The sequence below is a fragment of the Marinobacterium maritimum genome (assembly GCF_039523155.1).
In the GTDB taxonomy this organism is placed as follows: domain Bacteria; phylum Pseudomonadota; class Gammaproteobacteria; order Pseudomonadales; family Balneatricaceae; genus Marinobacterium; species Marinobacterium maritimum.
In genome coordinates this window covers 332,485-350,312 of the sequence record NZ_BAAAET010000002.1, presented here as the reverse complement: position 1 = coordinate 350,312, position 17,828 = coordinate 332,485, and the positions used below count along the sequence as shown (strand labels likewise).

Here is a 17,828-nt window from a genome sequence, read left to right as displayed (position 1 = left end):
TATACTCCTTGCGAATGCGCGCGCATTAAACCATGCCCACCGAATACTGTCAGCGACCGGGATCAGAACTTTAGACCTACTCGGCTGACCTGCCCCGCTTCCAGTGCCTTGACGACCAGCTGGATCGAACCCAGTGCCACCCGGTCCCCCACCACTGGCGGCGCCTGTAAACAGGAGACGATGTAATCCGCCAGGCTTGTCGCCTGCAGCTCGGCCGGAACCTCAATACCAAAGTTCTGCGCCAGCGCTTCCAGCGGTACACTGCCGTTGAGTTCGAACGCCCCGAAGAAGGTGCTCTCCTTCAGTGCCGGTATCGATGCAACCGAACTGAACAGGCGCGCCAGTGGCAGCTCAGCCGCCTCCTCGCCAATCACCGCCAGCTGATCGCCGCTCTGCAGCTTGAGTTCCGCCTCGTAGGGCAGCATCACGCCATCACGCATGACCGCCGTGATGGCGATATCCGGGGGCAAACGCACCCCCTTCAGCGTGCGTGGTGGCGTCCAGTGCTCGCCATCCAGCTCGAATACCATCAGCCGGTGATTGCGTGACGATGCCCACTCGATATTTAGCCGTCTCAGTGCCGAAGGTTCCGCCGGCAATTCCAGCTTGAGCCAGCGCGCCGCCCGCGCCAGCGTCGTGCCCTGCAACAGCAGCGACAGCGTGACGATAATGAAGGCGATAATCGGGAACAACGCAGCATGTTCGATGTCGGCCATCAACGGAAACAACGCCAGCACGATCGGCACGGCACCCCTAAGCCCTACCCAGGCGATAAACAGCAGCTCACGCCAGCGGAAACCAAACGGCCAGAGGCTGAGAAACACCGCCAGCGGTCGGGCTACCAGGATCAGCACGGCTGCCAGCGCCAGTCCTTCGGGGATGTAATCCATCTTGTCGTGCGGTGACAGCAGCAAGCCAAGCATCAGGAACAGACTCAACTGCGCCAGCCATGCCAGGCCGTCATGCACCTGCAGGATATCGTCCAGCTTGCGCAGCCCCCGGTTGCCGATCAGGATGCCCATCAGATAGATTGCCAGAAAACCACTGCCGTCCAGCAGCGCCACCAGTGCAAATACACTGAGCCCGGCGGCCGTCACCAGCAACGGATAAAATGCCGCCTGCAATTCAAGCTTCGGCAGTAACCGCGCCAGCAGCCAGCCACCGGCCAGGCCGCCCAGCGCTCCCAACCCCATCTGCTTGACCAGCATCATCGCGGCTTCGCCCACGCCCGGTGGTGTGGTGCGGGTAATCAGTTCAAGCAGAATAATGGTCAGAAAGATCGCCATCGGATCGTTGCTGCCCGATTCTATCTCCAGAGTGGCGCTGACTCGCTGATTCAGACGCAAACCATGGTTCTGCAGCAGCGCAAACACCGCGGCGGCATCAGTGGAAGAGATAATGGTGCCGATCAGCAGGGACGGCAGCAGCGGCAGCCCCAGGATCCAGTGCGCGGCGGCCCCCGTGATCGCCGCCGTTATCACCACGCCGAAGGTCGCCAGCGACAGCGCTGGCCTCAGGCCGACGCGAAAGGTTTCGAAACGGGTACGCATACCGCCGTCGAGCAGGATCACGGCCAGCGCAAGGTGGCCAACCAGAAAGGTGCTTTCCACATCGGCTGATATCAGTTGCCCTATTTCCGACTGTCCCGCCAGCAACCCGACCCCCAGGAACAGCAGTAATACCGGCATGCCGATACGGTTGGAGAGCGGGCTGAGCAGGATGCTGATCAGCAGCATGGCACTGGCAAAGAGAAGGGTCAGGATCATGGTTACAGCGGTCCTATCGCGTGTTCGATTTCTAATCTACCACAGCCACCCCTGAACTCGCGACGCGACCCCAAAGTGCAAGGGCATGGCAGGCGGCGAGATGTTAAGATAACGGCCGATTTCAATATTACTTCGTGAGCGTGTATGTCTGCTGAAAACACCCTGCCCGATTCCCTCACCGAGCTGTTGCGTTCCACCGGTGCCGCCCTGCGCGTCTTCGACATGGGCCGGCGGATCAGCAAGCTGCCACTGGAACGCTTCCGCCGCATCGAGGACTCCCAGCTGCCCTACCCCACGCCATTCCAGCACCAGGCCTGGCTGGCACTGCTGATCTGGAACCCGAAAAAGCGTGACGAGAACGCGGTCTGGTTCCTGCGCCTGCCACTGGACGAGCAGGGCCTGATCGCGCCAGCAGCCCGTGACGACCTGCTCAAGCGCCTGATACAGAACGTGATCAACAGCCAGAATGGCCAGCTGGACGAGGACGCGCTCAAGGACAACCCCTACTCGTTCACCCCGGAGCAGAGCCGCATGGCAGCTTTCCACGCGCTGGCCGCCCGCGAAATGAAATCCCCGGCCTCTGCGCACTACGAGCGCGCCCAAGCCTGGTTCAAGGGCCAACTGCCGCTGGAACAGTGGCAATCACTGGCCTACCAGGGACTGGCGGACTTCATTGTGCGGCTGGATCAGGAAAACAATGCCGCCGCCCTCTGCCAGCGCCTGCCGGAGATGCCGGCCGCGGTACTGGAAACCCTCTGCCCGCTGCTGGAGAACACGCAGCCCGCCGGAGCCTTGCAGCAGGCCCTACTGGACCTGCTGCAGCCGGCGCTGGACGCTGACAACAGCAACCGGGTGGCCGCGCTCTGTCGGGCCCTGTCCAACATCGCCGATGAAAGCGCCAAGCAGCGCTGGGTACTGTCGGTACTGGAGAGCCCACACGCCCGCCAGCCGGAGGTGATTACGGTGATCGCCACCCGTTGCGAAAGTGCGCTGCTGGAGCCCAAAGTGCTGTCGGCCTTTCTGGAACAGCTGGCGCATGGCGAGGCCGGCCAGACCGGGTTCAGCCGCATTCTGGCCGAGCTGATGTTCATGCCGGTACACCGTGCGCTGATTCTGCAGGCATTCCGCAACCCGGAACGCAGCTCAGCACTGAGCCAGGCCATTGGTGAGATGTTCGGACAGACCTTCGAGGCGCCGCCCCGTCACTGACGGGCCAGCGTTCAGTTCGCCTCGTCCGGCAGCTTGATCGCCAAACCACGCTGCTCCAGCTTCTGTTGCGACTGGGCCTGCATGCGTTTGCGGATACGACTGCCTCGGGGCAGCGTCAGGTAGTACAACAGGGTCGCGCCCTCTTCGGGCGCCAGCTCATGCTCGGCAGTAAAACGCTGGATGAAATCAGCCACCGTATTGGCCTGCTTGTCTTCCAGTGCTGGCGGTACCGGCTGCTCCAGGTCTTCGCCTTCGCGTACCCGGCGACAGATCACTTCGTAGTGGTAACGGAACGCAGGCAGCGCCTTGCTTTCCTCTTCGCTGCGCAGCAGAAACCAGCCGGTTTCACGGCCAGCCTGATACACCGCTGGGTGTGACCAGTGATGACGCGTCGGATGCTCGGCATGAAAACAGGCTTCGGCATAGGCGTCGCGCACGCCAGGCAGGCCGAAGTCACCATTGATATCACGCAGAATATCGATGAACTCGGCGATACTGGGCATCCAGGCGGTGGTTTCCTTGCACCGGTTGACTGCCGCGACCAGCTCCGCTTCGCCATAGCCTTCCAGGCTCAGCGCCCACTCTCGCTTGGCCAGACGCAGCTCGTTTTCGGTCTCGAAACAGCTTTTGAACTTGTGCCCATAGATCGCCATGAAACGGGCAAAGATCATGTTGACCAGTGTCTTGGTCTGGGGACTGATCGTTTTCGGTGCCGCCTCGGTAGCCGCGTTACCAGTCGGTGTCCTTGATGTCCATGATGGCTGCGGTAATCCGTTTGCGTTTTTCCCGAGAATCGTGGCGGGTGTTTTCATGGTTGCCCCCGGTTACTGTCTGACGTTCCTGCTCGTAGCGTTGCTCGCGCGCGTCCCGCGTCTGTTTCTTCACCCATTCGCGCTTCACCCAGGCGAGAAACTTTTGGTCCCAGTTGCTCTCCTTGCGGTCCTTGTCGAGCCAGTAGAGCACGAACTCGTCCAGACATTCGCTGGCGAATTCGGGTGGAATGGCATGCCGCGGCAGCATGGCATGGAACATGTCCGACGGCTGCCAGCCCAGCTGCATCGACTGCAGTTGCTGGTTGCGCTCCTCGGCCTGCTTGAAGATCGCCTGGAGCTCGTCCTCGTGCCGGCGCCAGCCGATGCTGCCACCGAAGGTCGGCGCCGGGCCGCGACGCTGGATCATGGAATCGCGGCGCGCCGGGCGCGGTGGCGGAGCATCGTAGACCGGCAGCTGCTGTACCGGCTGGGGCACGGGAGCCGCAGCAGTTTCTGGCTGTCGCGTCTCCGGTGCTGCCTCTGCCGGAGCCTGAGCGCGCGGCAGCAGTCGCAGGCGCACGCTGCCGCCCTGATTCAGGCTGGCCTGCAGGCAGCCCTGACTCGCCAGACTCTCGGTGGCGGTGCGCAGGCGCTCCTCACTCCAGAAATCGGCCAGCTGCAGCCAGCGGCTGTGCGGCAGGATGCATTCGACACTGCCGTCATCGCCGTGCATGCCGGCATGGCGGGCATAGTCGGCATAGATGGTCAACAGCAAGGCCTCGTCGCTACCCAGCTCGCGGGCTAGCGACGGATAGAACAGCACCGGCGCTTCGGGCAACCAGTCACGCATGATCAGTCTCGATTCTCGTATCAACCATCTTTGGCAAACTCCTCCACGGCACGCAGCACATCACGGCGGCTGATCTGACCAACCAGTTTGCCCTGATGCACCACCGGCAAGCGACGTCGGCCCAGCTCCATGAAACGACGCGACACTTCGGTCAGGTCCGAGCCGTAGAGAACTGTATCGACCTGGGGCGTCATGTAGTCCGCCACATGGCCACCACTGCCCATCTCCTCTTCATGGTAGGTCAGGGTCAGAATCGCTCTGAGGCAGTCGAGTTCCGACAGCATGCCCAGCAGCTGCCCATCGCTGTCCACCACCGGGGCGCCCGAGATGCCGTACTCCTGCAGCGCCCGAATCGCATCGAACAGCCGGGTTTCCGGGCTGAACGAAATCAGATTGGTTGCCATGTAATCCTGTACTTTTACAGATCTAAGCATCCCGTTAGTCTCCTGCTTCCGAATGGGTCCGGCCGAACAGACAACGGCCTGACTTTATACTAGCTCAGTCCCCGGTCACTGCCATCAGGCAAAAACGACGGTCTTGTTACCGTGCACCAGTACCCGGTCTTCCAGATGCCATCGCAGGCCTCGAGCCAGCACGGTCTTCTCCACATCACGCCCCAGGCGCACCATGTCTTCGGGTGCATCACGGTGGCTGATGCGGGTCACATCCTGGTCGATGATCGGGCCAGCATCCAGATCCTGGGTCACGAAGTGACAGGTCGCACCGATCAGTTTGACGCCACGCTCGTGAGCCTGGTGATAGGGCTTGGCACCGGCAAAGGACGGCAGGAAGCTGTGGTGAATATTGATGATCCGGTGCGGATAGCGGTCGCACAGGTCGGGCGGCAGGATTTGCATGTAGCGCGCCAGTACCACGGCGTCGGCCTCATGCTCCTCAATCAGGCGGTTTACTTCGGCGAAATGCGGCTCCTTGTTGCTCGGGTCCACCGGCACATGGTGGTAGGGAATGCCATGCCACTCCACCATGGAACGCAGATCATCGTGGTTGGAGATCACGCAGGGAATCTCGCAGAACAGCTCGTTGCTGTGGAAACGGTACAGCAGATCCGCCAGGCAGTGCGACTCGCGGCTGGCCATCAGCACCACGCGCTTGGGGCGCGCCGAGTCATGAATTTCCCATTCCATCTGGAATGAAGCCGCGATCGGTTCAAAGGCCTTTTTCAGCTCATCCAGCGAGAACGGCAAGGTGCTGGCAGCAATCTCGACCCGCATGAAAAAGCAGCCGGTACTGGCATCGGAATGCTGGTTTGCGTCTGTGATCGAGCCGCCATGGCTGGAGATGAAGTTGCTGACCATCGATACAATGCCCACGCGGTCCGGGCAGGAAAGAACCAAACGGTAACGGCGTTCCATATACTGTGCTCGCATCCAGTCTCTAGATCAAAAGTCGAATCAGCCATTCTAACAGCAGCCGCTCACTCTCGACAGCATTCATCCCGGCATCATCATTATCCGCCTGAACAACAGTTGCGTTACACTGAACGCTTGGCTGTTTAAAGGAGAGCTGTAGATGATGATGCTGACCCCCGAACGGATGGCGCCGCTGAAGGCACGCCGCCTGGGCATCGACACACACCATGAACCCACCCTGTATCTGCCGGCACACAGCCATGTCTGCCGCTCGGAAGGCTTCGAGAGCCTGTCACGGGTGCTGATCACCACGCATCAGAGCCTGCATCTGATCGCCTCTCTCAACATCGTTACCGGCGAACTGCTCGCCGATGACGAAGTCGGCTTCTCCGACTCGGCCTGGCAGCGACTGCAGCTTAACCCGGAAGACCCGGTCTGGCTGTCTCACCCCAAGCCGGTCCAGTCGCTGTCCCATGTCCGCGCCAAGGTGTATGGCCATGAGCTGGACGACCTGCAGTTCCAGAGCATCATTAACGATATCGTTGACGGCCGTTACGCCGACGTACACCTGGCGGCGTTCATCACCGCCTGCGGTGACGACAGCCTTAACGACCGCGAAATCACCTCACTGACCCAGGCCATGGTCAAATCCGGCAGCACCATCGACTGGCAGCTGCCACTGGTGGTGGACAAGCACTGTGTCGGCGGCCTGCCCGGCAACCGTACCACGCCGATTGTGGTCTCCATCCTGACGGCCTGCGGCCTGACTGTGCCCAAGACCTCATCGCGCGCCATCACCTCACCGGCCGGCACCGCCGACACCATGGAGACGCTGACTGAAGTCAGCCTGAGCCTGGAGCAGATGCGCCAGGTGGTCAGTACCGAAGGCGGCTGTCTGGCCTGGGGCGGCGCCATGCGCCTGAGCCCCGCCGACGACCTGCTGATTCAGGTGGAACGTGCACTGGATATCGACAGCGAGGGCCAGCTGATCGCCTCGGTACTGTCGAAAAAGATCGCCGCCGGCGCCACCCATGTGCTGATCGACATCCCGGTTGGCCCGACAGCCAAGGTCCGCAGTCAGCAAGCCGCTGACCGTCTGGCCGACAGCTTCCGCGTGGTGGCGGATAACCTGGGGCTCAAGCTGCAGATCCTGTTGACCGACGGCAGCCAGCCGGTGGGCCGCGGTATTGGCCCGGCACTTGAAGCCCATGATTTGCTGGCTGTACTGCAGAACCTGCCGACGGCGCCTCAGGATCTGCGCCAGCGCGCCGAGCAGGTCGCCGGCGCCATGCTGGCGATGGTCCGTGAGATCAGTGTAGAGGAAGGCCAGGCACTGGCGGAAGAGACTTTGCGCAGCGGCGCCGCCTGGGCCAAGTTCCGCGCCATTTGTGAGGCTCAGGGCGGACTGCGCCACCCGCCGGTAGCCCCTTACCGCTATGCGCTGGTGGCCGAGCACAAGGGCCAGGTTAGCGGGATCGACAACCGCATTCTGGCCAAGATTGCCAAGCTGGCCGGCGCACCGGCCGACTCGGCCGCTGGCGTCGAGATCTACGTCAAGCTGGGCGACGAAGTGGAGTGCCAGGATATCCTGCTGATGATCCACGCCGAAAATGCCGGGGAACTGAATTACGCCGTGGAATATCTCAATGATCACACCCAGGTGATTGAACTGAACAGTGCCCCGCAAGGAGAACAGGTAACCGCATGATGATTTTCAACCCCGATTCCGATCCGGCACTGGCATCACAACTGACTCGCCTGCTCGATGCTCAGGCCGGCGTACTGGAGCAGCGCCGCTTCCCCGATGGTGAAAGCTACCTGCGCATCCACTCCGACTGCACCGATCAGGACTGCGTCATCCTGTGCAACCTGTTCCACCCGGACGAGCGTACTCTGCGCCTGCTGTTTCTTGCCGACACCCTGCGCGAGTGCGGCGCCCGCAGCGTCGGCCTGGTGACGCCCTACCTGGCCTACATGCGTCAGGACAAGCGTTTCCAGCCCGGCGAATGCGTCAGCTCCCGCCCCTTTGCCAAGCTGCTGTCCAGCACCTTTGACTATCTGGTCACCATGGATCCACACCTGCACCGCTACGATTCACTGGATGAGATCTACACCATCCCCTCTCGCGTGGTTCAAGCCGCGCCGCTGATCGCCCAGTGGATTCAGCAGCGAGTCGACCAGCCTCTGCTGATCGGCCCCGACAGCGAGAGCGAACAGTGGGTTGCCCACGTTGCCAAGCTGGCCGGTGCTCCCTTCCAGGTACTGCAAAAGGAACGCCGCGGCGACTACGACGTCAGCGTATCCCTGCCCGACCTGGACAGCGCCGCTGAACGCACCCCGGTACTGGTGGACGATATTATCTCCAGCGGGCGCACCATGCTGGAAACAATCAAGCACCTGCAGGCGGCCGGCCTGCCCCGAGCGGTCGCCATCGGTGTGCACGGCATCTTTGCCGGCGACGCCTATGCCCAGCTGACCGAAGTGGCGGATGTGGTCACCACCGCCTGCATCCCGCATCTGAGTAACCAGATCGATATCGCCGCGCCACTGGCCGAAGCGGTACGCGAACTACTGACGGACCGTGACAGTCACTGAGCTGGCACTACCCGATGCCGAGATCCGCTACTGGCCCGGCTTTCTCACCACCGAGGAAGCCGATGCCCTGCTGGCACGACTGCTCAACAACATCCCCTGGCAACAGGATCGCATCCGCCTGTTCGGGCGCGAGCACCTGGTCCCGCGTCTGCAGGCGTTCATGTCCGACCCGGGCATTCACTACACCTACTCGGGCCTCCGGCTGGCCGGTGAGCCCTGGCTGCCGGCCCTGCTGCCGCTAAAGCAGCAACTGGAAGCCCTGTGCGGCCAGCCGTTCAATGCCCTGCTGCTCAACCTCTACCGTGACGGTCAGGACTGCATGGGCTGGCATGCCGACAACGAGCCCGAGCTGGGCCCCAACCCGACCATCGCGTCGATCAGTCTGGGCGCACCACGACGCTTTCGCCTGCGTCACAATACCAGCCGAGACACCGAGGCACTGACGCTGGAACACGGATCACTGCTGCTTATGGCCGGATCGACCCAGCATCACTGGCAACACAGCCTGCCGCGCACCCGACGCTGTCAGGATCCGCGCATCAACCTGACCTTCAGATTGATCCATGTATAATCGCGCCACGCATACTATTTTGGAGAACCCAATGAACCCGACGATCGAACTGCTGAACGCACACCGCTCCATCCGCAAATTCACCTCAGCGCCGATCGATCAGGCCACTGTGGACACCCTGATCAAGGCGGGTCAGGCCGCGGCCACCTCCAGCTTCATCCAGGCCTGCACCGTGATTCAGGTCAGCGCTGGCGAGCGCCGCGAGGCCCTGGCCGAGATGGCCGGCAACCAGCAATACGTTGCCTCCGCACCGGTTTTCCTGGTGTTCTGCGCCGACATGAAGCGTCACCAGCTGGCCTGCGGCATGCACGATGCCGAGATGCAGTCCGGCTTTACCGAGCAGTTCCTGACCGCATCCCTCGACTGCGCGCTTTTTGCTCAAAATGTGATGATCGCAGCTGAATCACTGGGACTGGGTGGTGTCTACATCGGCGGCCTGCGCAACAAGATCGAAGCGGTCGCCGAGCTGCTGGAGCTGCCGGAACTGGTTTACCCGGTCTTCGGCCTCTGCCTGGGCTACCCGGACCAGAACCCGGAGACCAAACCACGCCTGCCGCTGGAGGTCGTACTCAAGCAGGATCGTTACGACGACAGTCAGGATGCCGAGCGTATCGCCGCCTATGATGAAGACGTACGCGAGTACTACCGTACCCGTACCGGCGGCAACAAGGAGATGAGCTGGAGCGAACAGATCTCCGGCATGCTGGTGAAGGAAGCCCGCCCGCACATGCTGCCGTTTTTGAACAAGAAGGGCTTTATCAAGCGCTGATTGGCTATCTATAAGGCTGTGCAGGGCCGCGTGCCCTCTACTATGCTGAACTGGAGTACCCCCTTGGCAGGCCACAAGGGGGCGACCTGTTCCAGTGAGAGGATGCACACCATGCCCGACAGCCATATTGCCGCCCTGCTCCAGCGGCTGGAGCAACACTCGCAACGGCATGCCCACCAACAGACCGTCACCCTGCCGATCGACCGCGAGGACATGGTCCGCCTGCAGGCCCTGGCCGAGGTGTACGGTATGGATATCGTGGAGCTGACCCCGATTCTGCTGCATACCATCCTCACCGACATCGAAGCACACATGCCCTACAAGCAGGGCAACCGGGTCATTCGGGTCGAGGATGGCGATCCGGTCTATGAAGACGTCGGTCCCATGCCGCGCTATCTGGAAGCCAAGCGCAAACACGAAAAGGTCTGCGCCTGACTTGCCTGTGAAGTCCGCCTGGCTCACAATCGTTACCCTGTAACATCAAGAGTATTCTGAGTGTGAGTCAGGCGCCTATCCAATCCGTTCCCACCAACATCATCACCGGCTTTCTCGGCAGCGGCAAAACCACCGCCATCAACCAGCTGCTCAAACACAAGCCCGACAGCGAACGCTGGGCGGTGCTGGTCAACGAGTTCGGTCAGGTCGGCATCGACGGCAGCCTGATCGAGCAGCAAGACGGGATCGAAGTGAAGGAACTGGCCGGCGGCTGTCTCTGCTGCACACTGGGCCCCAGCCTGCCGATCACCCTGGCCACGCTGCTGCGCCGCTTTCGCCCTGATCGCCTGCTGATCGAGCCCACCGGGCTCGGTCACCCCGCACGCATCATCGATACCCTGCAGAACGACCAGTTCCGCCAGGTGCTGGAACTGCGCAGCATCATCTGCCTGCTGGATCCCATGGTGCTGCACCAGCCCGAAGTGCTGCGCCAGCCCGGCTTCCTCGACCAGCTCAACCTGGCCGACCTGGTCGTACTGAACCGCATCGACCTTGCCGGTGAAGCCGAAATCGCTGAAGCCAAAAGCCTGTCGGCCAACCTGTTCCCGCCCAAGCTGGCGATCCATGCCACCACCCAGGGACAACTGGAGCCCGGCTGGCTCGACCTGGAGCATTTGAGCCAGCGCCAGGCCAGTTATCCACAGGCCCATGCATCAAACCCGGTTCGTCAGACCACACTGGCGCCTGTGGACAGACCCAAGCTGGCCGAGCCCGGCAAGCCGGTGCTGCAGACCGGCAGCCAGGACGGCTATTACAGTTATGGCTGGATCTTCGCCGCCGAGGATCGCTTCGATTGGCAGGCAGTACAGGAGTATCTGGATGGTCTGAACGAGATCGTCCGGCTTAAGGCCGTGTTGAGGATCGGTCATGCCTGGGTCGGCTACAACCGCAACAACGGCCAGCCGGCCGACATCAGTGAATCCGCCTGGCGACGCGACTCACGGCTGGAAATCCTGAGCCGCCAGCCACTGGAGCAGGCGGTCATTGAAGGTGAACTGCTGGGCTGTTTGGCAGGGTAAAGATAAGCCTTATGCCGGTTAGCTTTTGGCGCTACGCCACCGGCAACGACTCGTTACTGCCCCAGTCGGCCCATGAACCGTCGTACAGCGCCAACTTGCTATATCCTGCCAGCTCCGCTGCCAGTAGCAGGATGCAGGCGGTGATACCGGAACCACAGGAAAACACCAGTTGCTGTTCGCGGTCGGGCTTAAGAGCAGGTGCCAGGTGAGCAAAGGTTGCCGCCAGCTCGCTGACAGGCTTGAACCGATAACCCTCAAGCACCTCCAGAAACGGAAGGTTGAGAGAATTGGGGATATGACCACCACGCACACCCGGCCGGGGTTCAGGCGCCTTGGCCAGAAAACGCGCCTGTGATCGCGCATCAATCAGCGTCACACGCTCGTCTTCCAGCGTTTGGAAAACGTAGGCTGAATCCCTGACCAGACTGCAGTCGAGATGGCCCACCAGGGTACCCGGCGTGCCCGCCTCTGCAACCGGAGCAGCCGAGACCTCCCGCCCTTCGGCTAACCACTGCGGAAGGCCGCCATCCAGAACAAACACCTGGTTGAGACCCATAGCCCGAAAAATCCACCAAGCCCTGGGGGCCGAATAGATACCCTGGTTATCGTACAGCACCACCAGGCTTTCAGACGTAATACCCAGCCTGCTGGCTTCCTCCGTGAACTGCTGTTCCCTGGGGAAGGCATGAATTTGTGAAGCCTGGGTATCGCAGAGCGCCCCTTCCAGGTCGATCTGGTAGCTACCCGGGATAAACACCGGGCGGTCATACACGATCGGCTCCTTGCCAACGACATTGGCCATGCTGGCATCGATCAATACCAGATGTTCGTTATCCAGGTTGTCCTGCAGCCAGTCGGTCGTCACAAGGGGGGAATTCATAGTGTTCTCCGTTCAGGGTCAATGGACCACATTATCCGGATTTGGGCGGGCTTGCTACCGCCATGGTGAGTCACCCTGGACTGGTGACGGGCGCATCTTCAGCTACTATCAAAGTGAGTGAGCCTTGGAGACAGCGTTAGCGTGGGACTGTCGATCGAAAAATCGGAATTTACTGCGGAAGAGTTTGAACGTTTTGCTGCCAAGGTCCGGACGGACCTTTCAGCACTCTCTTGCCTTCTGCAACGACCGGACTTTGGTGAGGGAGAGAGCTCCATTGGAGCCGAAGTCGAGTTCTACATCGTCACCCCTGACCTGCGTGTTCAGCCCATCAACACAGAAATCGCCGCCCGCGTTCAGGACCCTCAACTGACGCTGGAACTCAACCGCTTCAATCTCGAATACAACCTCAGCCCCCAGGCGTTTAAAGGTGATCCGTTTGCCAGAACCGAGCAAGAGCTGCTCGCTGCCATCGGACGCATCAACCAGCACGCCGCATCACTGGATGGGGAACTGGTACCGATCGGCATTCTGCCCACACTTCGCCAGTCAGACATGGACGCGAAGGTAATGACAGACGTGCCCCGCTACCATGCTCTGTCCAACGCGCTGCTCAAGCAACGAGGCGAGCCTTTCAGCATCCATATCGGTGGCAAGGATGTCATCAATCTGGAGGCCAACGACGTCTACATGGAAGGAGCCAATACCTCGTTCCAGTTGCACTGGCGTGTGCCCGCGCACCGTTTTGCCGATTATTTCAACGCGATCCAGCTGGTCACGCCGATCGCCCTGGCGCTGGCCAGCAATTCGCCCAGCCTGTTTGGCCACCACCTGTGGGACGAAACCCGGATCGCCCTGTTCAAGCAATCCATTGACAGCCGCTCCCCCAACCATAAAACCTGGCGCCATCCGCCAAGGGTCTATTACGGCAACGGCTGGGTACGCAACGCCTGGGAACTGTTTGCGGCCTCGGCATCGCTGTATCCCCCCATCATTCCGTTGCTGTCGGATGAAGATCCTATGGCCGTGGTTGATCGTGGCGAGGTGCCTGAACTGGCCGAGCTGCGCCTGCACCAGGGAACCACATGGCCCTGGAACCGGGCCATCTTCGATCATACCGACGGCGGTCACCTGCGCATCGAGATTCGCTCCATGCCAGCAGGCCCGACGGCCGTTGATATGTGTGCGAACGGACTCTTTGTAATCGGGGCGGCGTTGGCCGTGCTTGATGACATCCATCATCTGACGTCGATACTCCCCTTCCATTACACCGAACACAATTTCTACCGGGCAGCCAAATATGGCATCGGTGCAGAGATCATCTGGCCGCACAAGGATCAGGTTCAGCTACAGGATATGCCCCTGTTAACCCTGGCCAAAGAGTTGCTGCCACGTGCCCGTGAAGCCTTGCAACAAACCGCGGTGGACGAGACGGAAATCCACCGCCTGTTGGAAATCATCGAAGGCCGCATTGAGACTGCCATGTCCGGCGCCCGCTGGCAGCGCCACATCACCGAGTCTTTGTTCCGGTCCCTGAGCCCCGATGAGGCGTTCCGGAGTATGTTGGCGCTGTACATGGCCAACCAGAAGAAAAACATTCCGCTCCATGAATGGACACTGTCACCATGAGCCACTCGAAAGTGCTTGATTATCTGAATGACCCGTCGCCCCGGACGCTGGGCCGCTCACCCATTGAGTGGCTGGACCGACTGCACAAGCCCACGGTGGTTCGGGTGGCCGGTCGCGATCGCTCCCGAACCCGAGCCATGGCAACACTTCTTCACGGCAACGAGCCTTCAGGTCTGTTTGCGCTGCACCGATGGCTACTTGAGCAGCACACGCCCGCGGTCAACATGCTGTTTCTCGTGGGAGGCGTCTACCCGGCTAAGATTCCGCCCAGGTTTTCAATGCGCCAGCTGCCTGAAGGACGTGACCTCAATCGATGCTTTAAGGAACCTTTCGAGGGGGAAGAAGGTGCGATTGCCGAGGCCATGCTGGCCGAGCTTCATAGCGCGAAGCCCGAATGCCTGCTGGACGTGCACAATACCTCAGGCACAGGCCCTTCCTTCGCTGTCACCATCAGCAATGACGCAGCCCATCAGGCGTTGACCTCGCTCTTTACCGACCGTCTCATCATGACGGACCTTCGTCTGGGCGCGCTGATGGAGTTTTCGGAACAGGAGGTGCCCACGGTGACCATTGAGTGTGGTGGATCCCAGGACGACCATGCTCATCAACTGGCGTACGAAGGACTCGTTCGCTATGTCTCAAGGCCGGACGTGTTGTCACTGGAACAAGCGGAGTGGGACATCAATGTACTGCGCAATCCGATTCGGGTGGAGCTGGCCCCTGAGGCGACCATCGAATACCGCCTTGAGCCCACCGGCCATGCTGACCTCACGCTGCCGCCAGACATCGAGCACCGCAATTTCGGCATTGTTTCCCCGGATGAGCCTCTAGGATGGATTGGCAACAAAGGCCTCAGCATACTCACAGCGATCAGCCACAATCGGACCGAGAACATGGAGCAGGTGCTTATAGTCAAGGAAGGGCAGATCTATCCCGCCCAGGCCATAAAAGCCTTTATGATTACCACCAACCCGGTGATTGCGAAGAGTGATTGCCTGTTCTATGCAGTCAAGGCAACAGGCGAACCCATTTTTTAAAGCCGGAGAGTCCGTCGGCTGAAACTGCTGGCCATTTCTCACCTCGTCTGGATTAGATCGAGGTGTCCACTGAACCGGGGGAACTACAGCGTCGGATTGCCTTTACTTGTTATGGGTAGCGTTCAACGACTTCGCCATTCAAATAAACCACCTTTCTTTGGTTGGCTCTATCACTATATTCAAAAAAGTCATCACTACGACCGGATTTTGGAAACCAGAACTCACCATGCATCCTCCCATCTTTATAATGGCCGACGTAATGAACAGGCCAGCTGCCTAATAATGACTCATTACACTCTTCACATACCGCCATATAGGCGCGTCCAGTAAAAAGGACTTCGCTATTTTTAAGGTAAACAAGGCCATCACCCCCTCGGTATAGGTCTCTTTCGTAATTAACACCTTCAGGAGAATCACAAGCTGAAAGCAAAAAAATCAACATAAAAACCGAAGAAACTTTTGTGACTATGCTCACTGATCATCGACCCCATAACGCCTAAAATACCGGCGCAAATTTTCTGCGTCCGCGTGCTTTTACTTGTTAAATGCTGCCTTCAAACTTAATGCTATCCAGCTGATTGAGATACGCAAAGAAACACTCCTCTGCAGTATCATATGTGTGCTGATCACGCGTAATACCATGTTTTAGCAAATAGAAGTTAACTGCCAAACAGCAGAGATACCAACAATAAAACTGCGACTGTTCTGATTTTAGGTCAAGTCTTGCAAGTGCTGTGTGGATGCGGGTGTCCAAGTCAGGATGGCTTCTCTGCTTTACCCCCTGCAGAGAGCGGGTAAGCAGTAAAGACGAGCACTTTACAAACAAGATGGAAAGCCCGTTAACCCAGCGGTTTTTTTCGTCTTCATGAGAACCAACAATCATGTTGAATGCAAACTCATCAGCTTCGTTCTCTAATTGGATTCTGTCAGCATAATCAGCTTCAGTTAGGTTGCACAGTTGAAAACCGAGGTAGTATGATTCATGGCCTTGCGTGAGGTGACAAAACTCATGAAAAAGAACATAGGAGACCGACTTCTGAAATATCCCATTCACTTTCTCCGCGTAGAATTTTTCACGGTCGTTGGAATGAGACTGAGGGTTCGGCAGGTTACGATCCCACTCGGTCTTCTTTTCGGCCAAAGAAATAGACCAGTCGTATAGCTGTTTAGCTCGCCGCAGTATCTCGGTATTAAACTCTACCACTCCAGTGAAAGCGTTGTTAATTATCGGCTTTTGAACGCCTTCTTCGTATATAACAAAAACCGAGTATATAAACGCCCAGAGATGTTCTAGATATGCTTCTTGAAGATAGATTTTCTTCGTAGTTAGGTCTGCGTGTGGTCCCTTCGCAGGCTCGCCCCCATTGTCGTAGTCAATTTCTCTATTAAGCAATCCGGATTCTACAGCTTTGAGATGCATAGCTAAACTCGATTCATTTGCCTGCTCGAAGGAATTGACAATATTTCCCCATAGAACATTTATCGGTGATGACACTTCGGTCTCCAGTAGTGTTTAACGCCGCCAGCACAGGCGAGCTTTAGCGAGTCAAGCGCAACTTGTTGCGCGCTTGTGCTTGGCCTTGTTATGCGCCAAAAAACTTTGGCTTCCAACCAACGACTTCTTTAAACATTTCAGAGGTATTATTTTCTTTCTCAAGGAAAACCGAGTCTGATTGGTTATCTGTAATTTTAAGAGCACCATTGGCGTTTATATAAACCTTATGTCCTATTAGGGGTATATACAATCCCCCTACACCGTACTCCTGAACGAATTTCTCATTCCCCTCAGAAATAGTCATGACCTCCTCTCCGTTCTGAACATTTTCATGCTCAATACGCTTTAAAGTACTTTCCAATAATTCTAATGCGGATTTCGCACAAGAAGCTCCGACCTCAACTGTTAAAGCGTCTCTAAATAACAAAAGCCTAGCGTTTTTATCCATATTTCCTCTAAAGCTTCCAAGGTGCTTAACGCTGCGTTAAAGGGCCGAGCGTAGCGAGGTCCCAGTGAGCGTAGCGAACGTTTTTGAACGTTTTGTTAGTCATCATTTTCAAGTGCCTGAAATAGGCCGTCTGCCAGATATTCAGTTACGTGTTTTTCTCCAAGAGGTGTCCTACCAACTCTAGGTTTGAAGTCGCCGTTCTGGTACATTGCCCATTCGGCTTCAAGTAGTTTTTCGTCGAAGTGATTCAAATTCAAATTAAGCCAATTTATTAATTGCTGAAAGTTATGGGCGATGGCTTCACCTTTATGCTTCGTTAAATGCATCTGTAAATCAATTGGATATTTTCGAACTCCAGCTAGCATAATTGCTGAACGAGCTGTTGCAAGAAGTTCTTGCCCAGTAAAGTGACCTGAGAAATCCATAAAGTCATGTCTAAGTCCGTACTCTATCCGAACTCTTTTTGCATGTGACCAATATCTATCCTCGATTATACCTAAGCGTTCTTTATAAGCCTTTAGTATTTCGCTTTCTACTACTTCCTTTGTGTGTGCCTTTAGTTGCTCGAAGGTTTTCAGCGTTACATTTGTGTTTTTTGACGCATCCATGGCGCCGCTTTGAAACCCCGCGAGCGACACAATAAAACCTCTATCAGCGCCAACGTCATCGACTATTGATCGCAAAGTGAGTACTTGAGCTTTTGTTACCTTCGATTTCCAATGCTTAGCTTCAACTATCCAAGTTAGGTCTTCGCCTAGATATTTTGTACGCACCAATACATCGATATCATGTACCGTACGTACGCCCTGAATCCTCACATTTGTTTCAGCATCCGCACCGATGGAAACGAAGTGATCCTTTATCCTCTCTTGAAAAGTGAACCAATCTTTAGCCACGCTTTCTCCCGTCTTGATGACTAACGCTCGCGTAATAGGCGCGAGCTTGC

19 protein-coding genes are annotated in these 17,828 nt (G+C 58.1%); 9 read left to right on the top strand and 10 right to left on the bottom strand.

The annotated features are described in order from the left end of the window. Positions 1-62 precede the first annotated feature (62 nt). Positions 63-1,766 (bottom strand): potassium/proton antiporter, encoded by a 1,704-nt coding sequence (locus ABD013_RS08045; protein ID WP_343804687.1) that lies wholly within the window; start codon positions 1,764-1,766, stop codon positions 63-65. Between the two features lie 144 nt (positions 1,767-1,910). Between ABD013_RS08045 and ABD013_RS08040 the strand changes: the two genes are divergently transcribed. Then, positions 1,911-2,975 (top strand): DUF3549 family protein, encoded by a 1,065-nt coding sequence (locus ABD013_RS08040; RefSeq protein ID WP_343804684.1) that lies wholly within the window; start codon positions 1,911-1,913, stop codon positions 2,973-2,975. 11 nt (positions 2,976-2,986) lie between these two features. On the opposite strand, the gene ABD013_RS08035 is transcribed toward ABD013_RS08040, so the two are convergent. From ABD013_RS08035 to purU, 4 genes are all read right to left on the bottom strand, one after another. Continuing rightward, the gene (locus tag ABD013_RS08035) at positions 2,987-3,646 is read right to left on the bottom strand and encodes a replication protein P (RefSeq protein WP_343804682.1); all 660 of its coding nucleotides are present in this window, start codon (positions 3,644-3,646) and stop codon (positions 2,987-2,989) included. A 58-nt stretch (positions 3,647-3,704) separates the two neighbouring features. Next, complete coding sequence (locus tag ABD013_RS08030; RefSeq protein WP_343804680.1) at positions 3,705-4,577, bottom strand: DnaT-like ssDNA-binding domain-containing protein; 873 nt, start codon at positions 4,575-4,577, stop codon at positions 3,705-3,707. Positions 4,578-4,597: 20 nt separating this feature from the next. Further along, entirely contained in the window at positions 4,598-5,011 is a 414-nt protein-coding gene (locus ABD013_RS08025; RefSeq protein WP_343804678.1) for a CBS domain-containing protein, read from the bottom strand. An 84-nt stretch (positions 5,012-5,095) separates the two neighbouring features. Continuing rightward, on the bottom strand, positions 5,096-5,950 hold the full coding sequence (gene purU, locus ABD013_RS08020; RefSeq protein ID WP_343805773.1) for a formyltetrahydrofolate deformylase: 855 nt from the start codon (positions 5,948-5,950) through the stop codon (positions 5,096-5,098). Positions 5,951-6,110: 160 nt separating this feature from the next. Here purU and ABD013_RS08015 point away from each other — a divergent pair, with 160 nt between their 5' ends. The 6 genes from ABD013_RS08015 to ABD013_RS07990 all read left to right on the top strand — a co-directional run bounded on the left by ABD013_RS08015 (position 6,111) and on the right by ABD013_RS07990 (position 11,396). Further along, positions 6,111-7,655 carry a thymidine phosphorylase family protein gene (locus ABD013_RS08015; protein WP_343805771.1) on the top strand — a complete coding sequence of 515 codons (1,545 nt, stop codon included), beginning with the start codon at positions 6,111-6,113 and terminating at the stop codon, positions 7,653-7,655. Continuing rightward, positions 7,652-8,542, top strand: a complete 891-nt coding sequence (locus tag ABD013_RS08010; RefSeq protein ID WP_343804676.1) for a ribose-phosphate pyrophosphokinase — start codon at positions 7,652-7,654, stop codon at positions 8,540-8,542. The genes ABD013_RS08015 and ABD013_RS08010 overlap by 4 nt, the downstream gene beginning before the upstream one ends. After that, complete coding sequence (locus tag ABD013_RS08005) at positions 8,529-9,113, top strand: alpha-ketoglutarate-dependent dioxygenase AlkB family protein (RefSeq protein ID WP_343804674.1); 585 nt, start codon at positions 8,529-8,531, stop codon at positions 9,111-9,113. The genes ABD013_RS08010 and ABD013_RS08005 overlap by 14 nt, the downstream gene beginning before the upstream one ends. Before the next feature lie 31 nt (positions 9,114-9,144). Beyond that, on the top strand, positions 9,145-9,882 hold the full coding sequence (gene nfsA / locus ABD013_RS08000; RefSeq protein ID WP_343804672.1) for an oxygen-insensitive NADPH nitroreductase: 738 nt from the start codon (positions 9,145-9,147) through the stop codon (positions 9,880-9,882). 111 nt (positions 9,883-9,993) lie between these two features. After that, positions 9,994-10,317, top strand: coding sequence for a hypothetical protein (locus tag ABD013_RS07995; RefSeq protein ID WP_343804670.1), 324 nt, complete (start codon positions 9,994-9,996; stop codon positions 10,315-10,317). A 62-nt stretch (positions 10,318-10,379) separates the two neighbouring features. After that, on the top strand, positions 10,380-11,396 hold the full coding sequence (locus tag ABD013_RS07990) for a CobW family GTP-binding protein (protein WP_343804668.1): 1,017 nt from the start codon (positions 10,380-10,382) through the stop codon (positions 11,394-11,396). A 31-nt stretch (positions 11,397-11,427) separates the two neighbouring features. On the opposite strand, the gene ABD013_RS07985 is transcribed toward ABD013_RS07990, so the two are convergent. Continuing rightward, positions 11,428-12,276: a sulfurtransferase gene (locus ABD013_RS07985; RefSeq protein WP_343804666.1), complete on the bottom strand. Its 849-nt coding sequence runs from the start codon at positions 12,274-12,276 to the stop codon at positions 11,428-11,430. 141 nt (positions 12,277-12,417) lie between these two features. On the opposite strand from ABD013_RS07985, the gene ABD013_RS07980 reads away from it, so the two are divergent. Together ABD013_RS07980 and ABD013_RS07975 are read left to right on the top strand one after the other, a co-directional pair. Then, entirely contained in the window at positions 12,418-13,902 is a 1,485-nt protein-coding gene (locus tag ABD013_RS07980) for a glutamate-cysteine ligase family protein (protein ID WP_343804664.1), read from the top strand. Continuing rightward, positions 13,899-14,939: a M14 family metallopeptidase gene (locus tag ABD013_RS07975; protein WP_343804662.1), complete on the top strand. Its 1,041-nt coding sequence runs from the start codon at positions 13,899-13,901 to the stop codon at positions 14,937-14,939. Before ABD013_RS07980 ends, ABD013_RS07975 begins: the two co-directional genes overlap by 4 nt. Positions 14,940-15,048: 109 nt before the next feature. Here the strand turns inward: ABD013_RS07975 and ABD013_RS07970 are convergent, their stop codons facing one another. The 4 genes from ABD013_RS07970 to ABD013_RS07955 form a co-directional block, all read right to left on the bottom strand. Beyond that, the gene (locus ABD013_RS07970) at positions 15,049-15,414 is read right to left on the bottom strand and encodes a hypothetical protein (RefSeq protein ID WP_343804660.1); all 366 of its coding nucleotides are present in this window, start codon (positions 15,412-15,414) and stop codon (positions 15,049-15,051) included. A gap of 66 nt (positions 15,415-15,480) precedes the next feature. Further along, positions 15,481-16,434, bottom strand: a complete 954-nt coding sequence (locus tag ABD013_RS07965) for a phage exclusion protein Lit family protein (protein WP_343804658.1) — start codon at positions 16,432-16,434, stop codon at positions 15,481-15,483. 88 nt (positions 16,435-16,522) lie between these two features. Then, positions 16,523-16,882 carry a hypothetical protein gene (locus ABD013_RS07960; RefSeq protein WP_343804656.1) on the bottom strand — a complete coding sequence of 120 codons (360 nt, stop codon included), beginning with the start codon at positions 16,880-16,882 and terminating at the stop codon, positions 16,523-16,525. Positions 16,883-16,977: 95 nt separating this feature from the next. Then, the gene (locus ABD013_RS07955) at positions 16,978-17,778 is read right to left on the bottom strand and encodes a restriction endonuclease (RefSeq protein WP_343804654.1); all 801 of its coding nucleotides are present in this window, start codon (positions 17,776-17,778) and stop codon (positions 16,978-16,980) included. Positions 17,779-17,828: the final 50 nt, after the last annotated feature.

Excerpts from the sequence above, each read along its gene's own strand:
- ABD013_RS08045 (WP_343804687.1), bottom strand. The coding sequence starts at position 1,766 with ATGATCCTGACCCTTCTCTTTGCCAGTGCCATGCTGCTGATCAGCATC.
- ABD013_RS08040 (WP_343804684.1), top strand. The coding sequence starts at position 1,911 with ATGTCTGCTGAAAACACCCTGCCCGATTCCCTCACCGAGCTGTTGCGT.
- ABD013_RS08035 (WP_343804682.1), bottom strand. The coding sequence starts at position 3,646 with ATGATCTTTGCCCGTTTCATGGCGATCTATGGGCACAAGTTCAAAAGC.
- ABD013_RS08030 (WP_343804680.1), bottom strand. The coding sequence starts at position 4,577 with ATGCGTGACTGGTTGCCCGAAGCGCCGGTGCTGTTCTATCCGTCGCTA.
- ABD013_RS08025 (WP_343804678.1), bottom strand. The coding sequence starts at position 5,011 with ATGCTTAGATCTGTAAAAGTACAGGATTACATGGCAACCAATCTGATT.
- purU (WP_343805773.1), bottom strand. The coding sequence starts at position 5,950 with ATGGAACGCCGTTACCGTTTGGTTCTTTCCTGCCCGGACCGCGTGGGC.
- ABD013_RS08015 (WP_343805771.1), top strand. The coding sequence starts at position 6,111 with ATGATGCTGACCCCCGAACGGATGGCGCCGCTGAAGGCACGCCGCCTG.
- ABD013_RS08010 (WP_343804676.1), top strand. The coding sequence starts at position 7,652 with ATGATGATTTTCAACCCCGATTCCGATCCGGCACTGGCATCACAACTG.
- nfsA (WP_343804672.1), top strand. The coding sequence starts at position 9,145 with ATGAACCCGACGATCGAACTGCTGAACGCACACCGCTCCATCCGCAAA.
- ABD013_RS07995 (WP_343804670.1), top strand. The coding sequence starts at position 9,994 with ATGCCCGACAGCCATATTGCCGCCCTGCTCCAGCGGCTGGAGCAACAC.
- ABD013_RS07985 (WP_343804666.1), bottom strand. The coding sequence starts at position 12,276 with ATGAATTCCCCCCTTGTGACGACCGACTGGCTGCAGGACAACCTGGAT.
- ABD013_RS07975 (WP_343804662.1), top strand. The coding sequence starts at position 13,899 with ATGAGCCACTCGAAAGTGCTTGATTATCTGAATGACCCGTCGCCCCGG.
- ABD013_RS07960 (WP_343804656.1), bottom strand. The coding sequence starts at position 16,882 with ATGGATAAAAACGCTAGGCTTTTGTTATTTAGAGACGCTTTAACAGTT.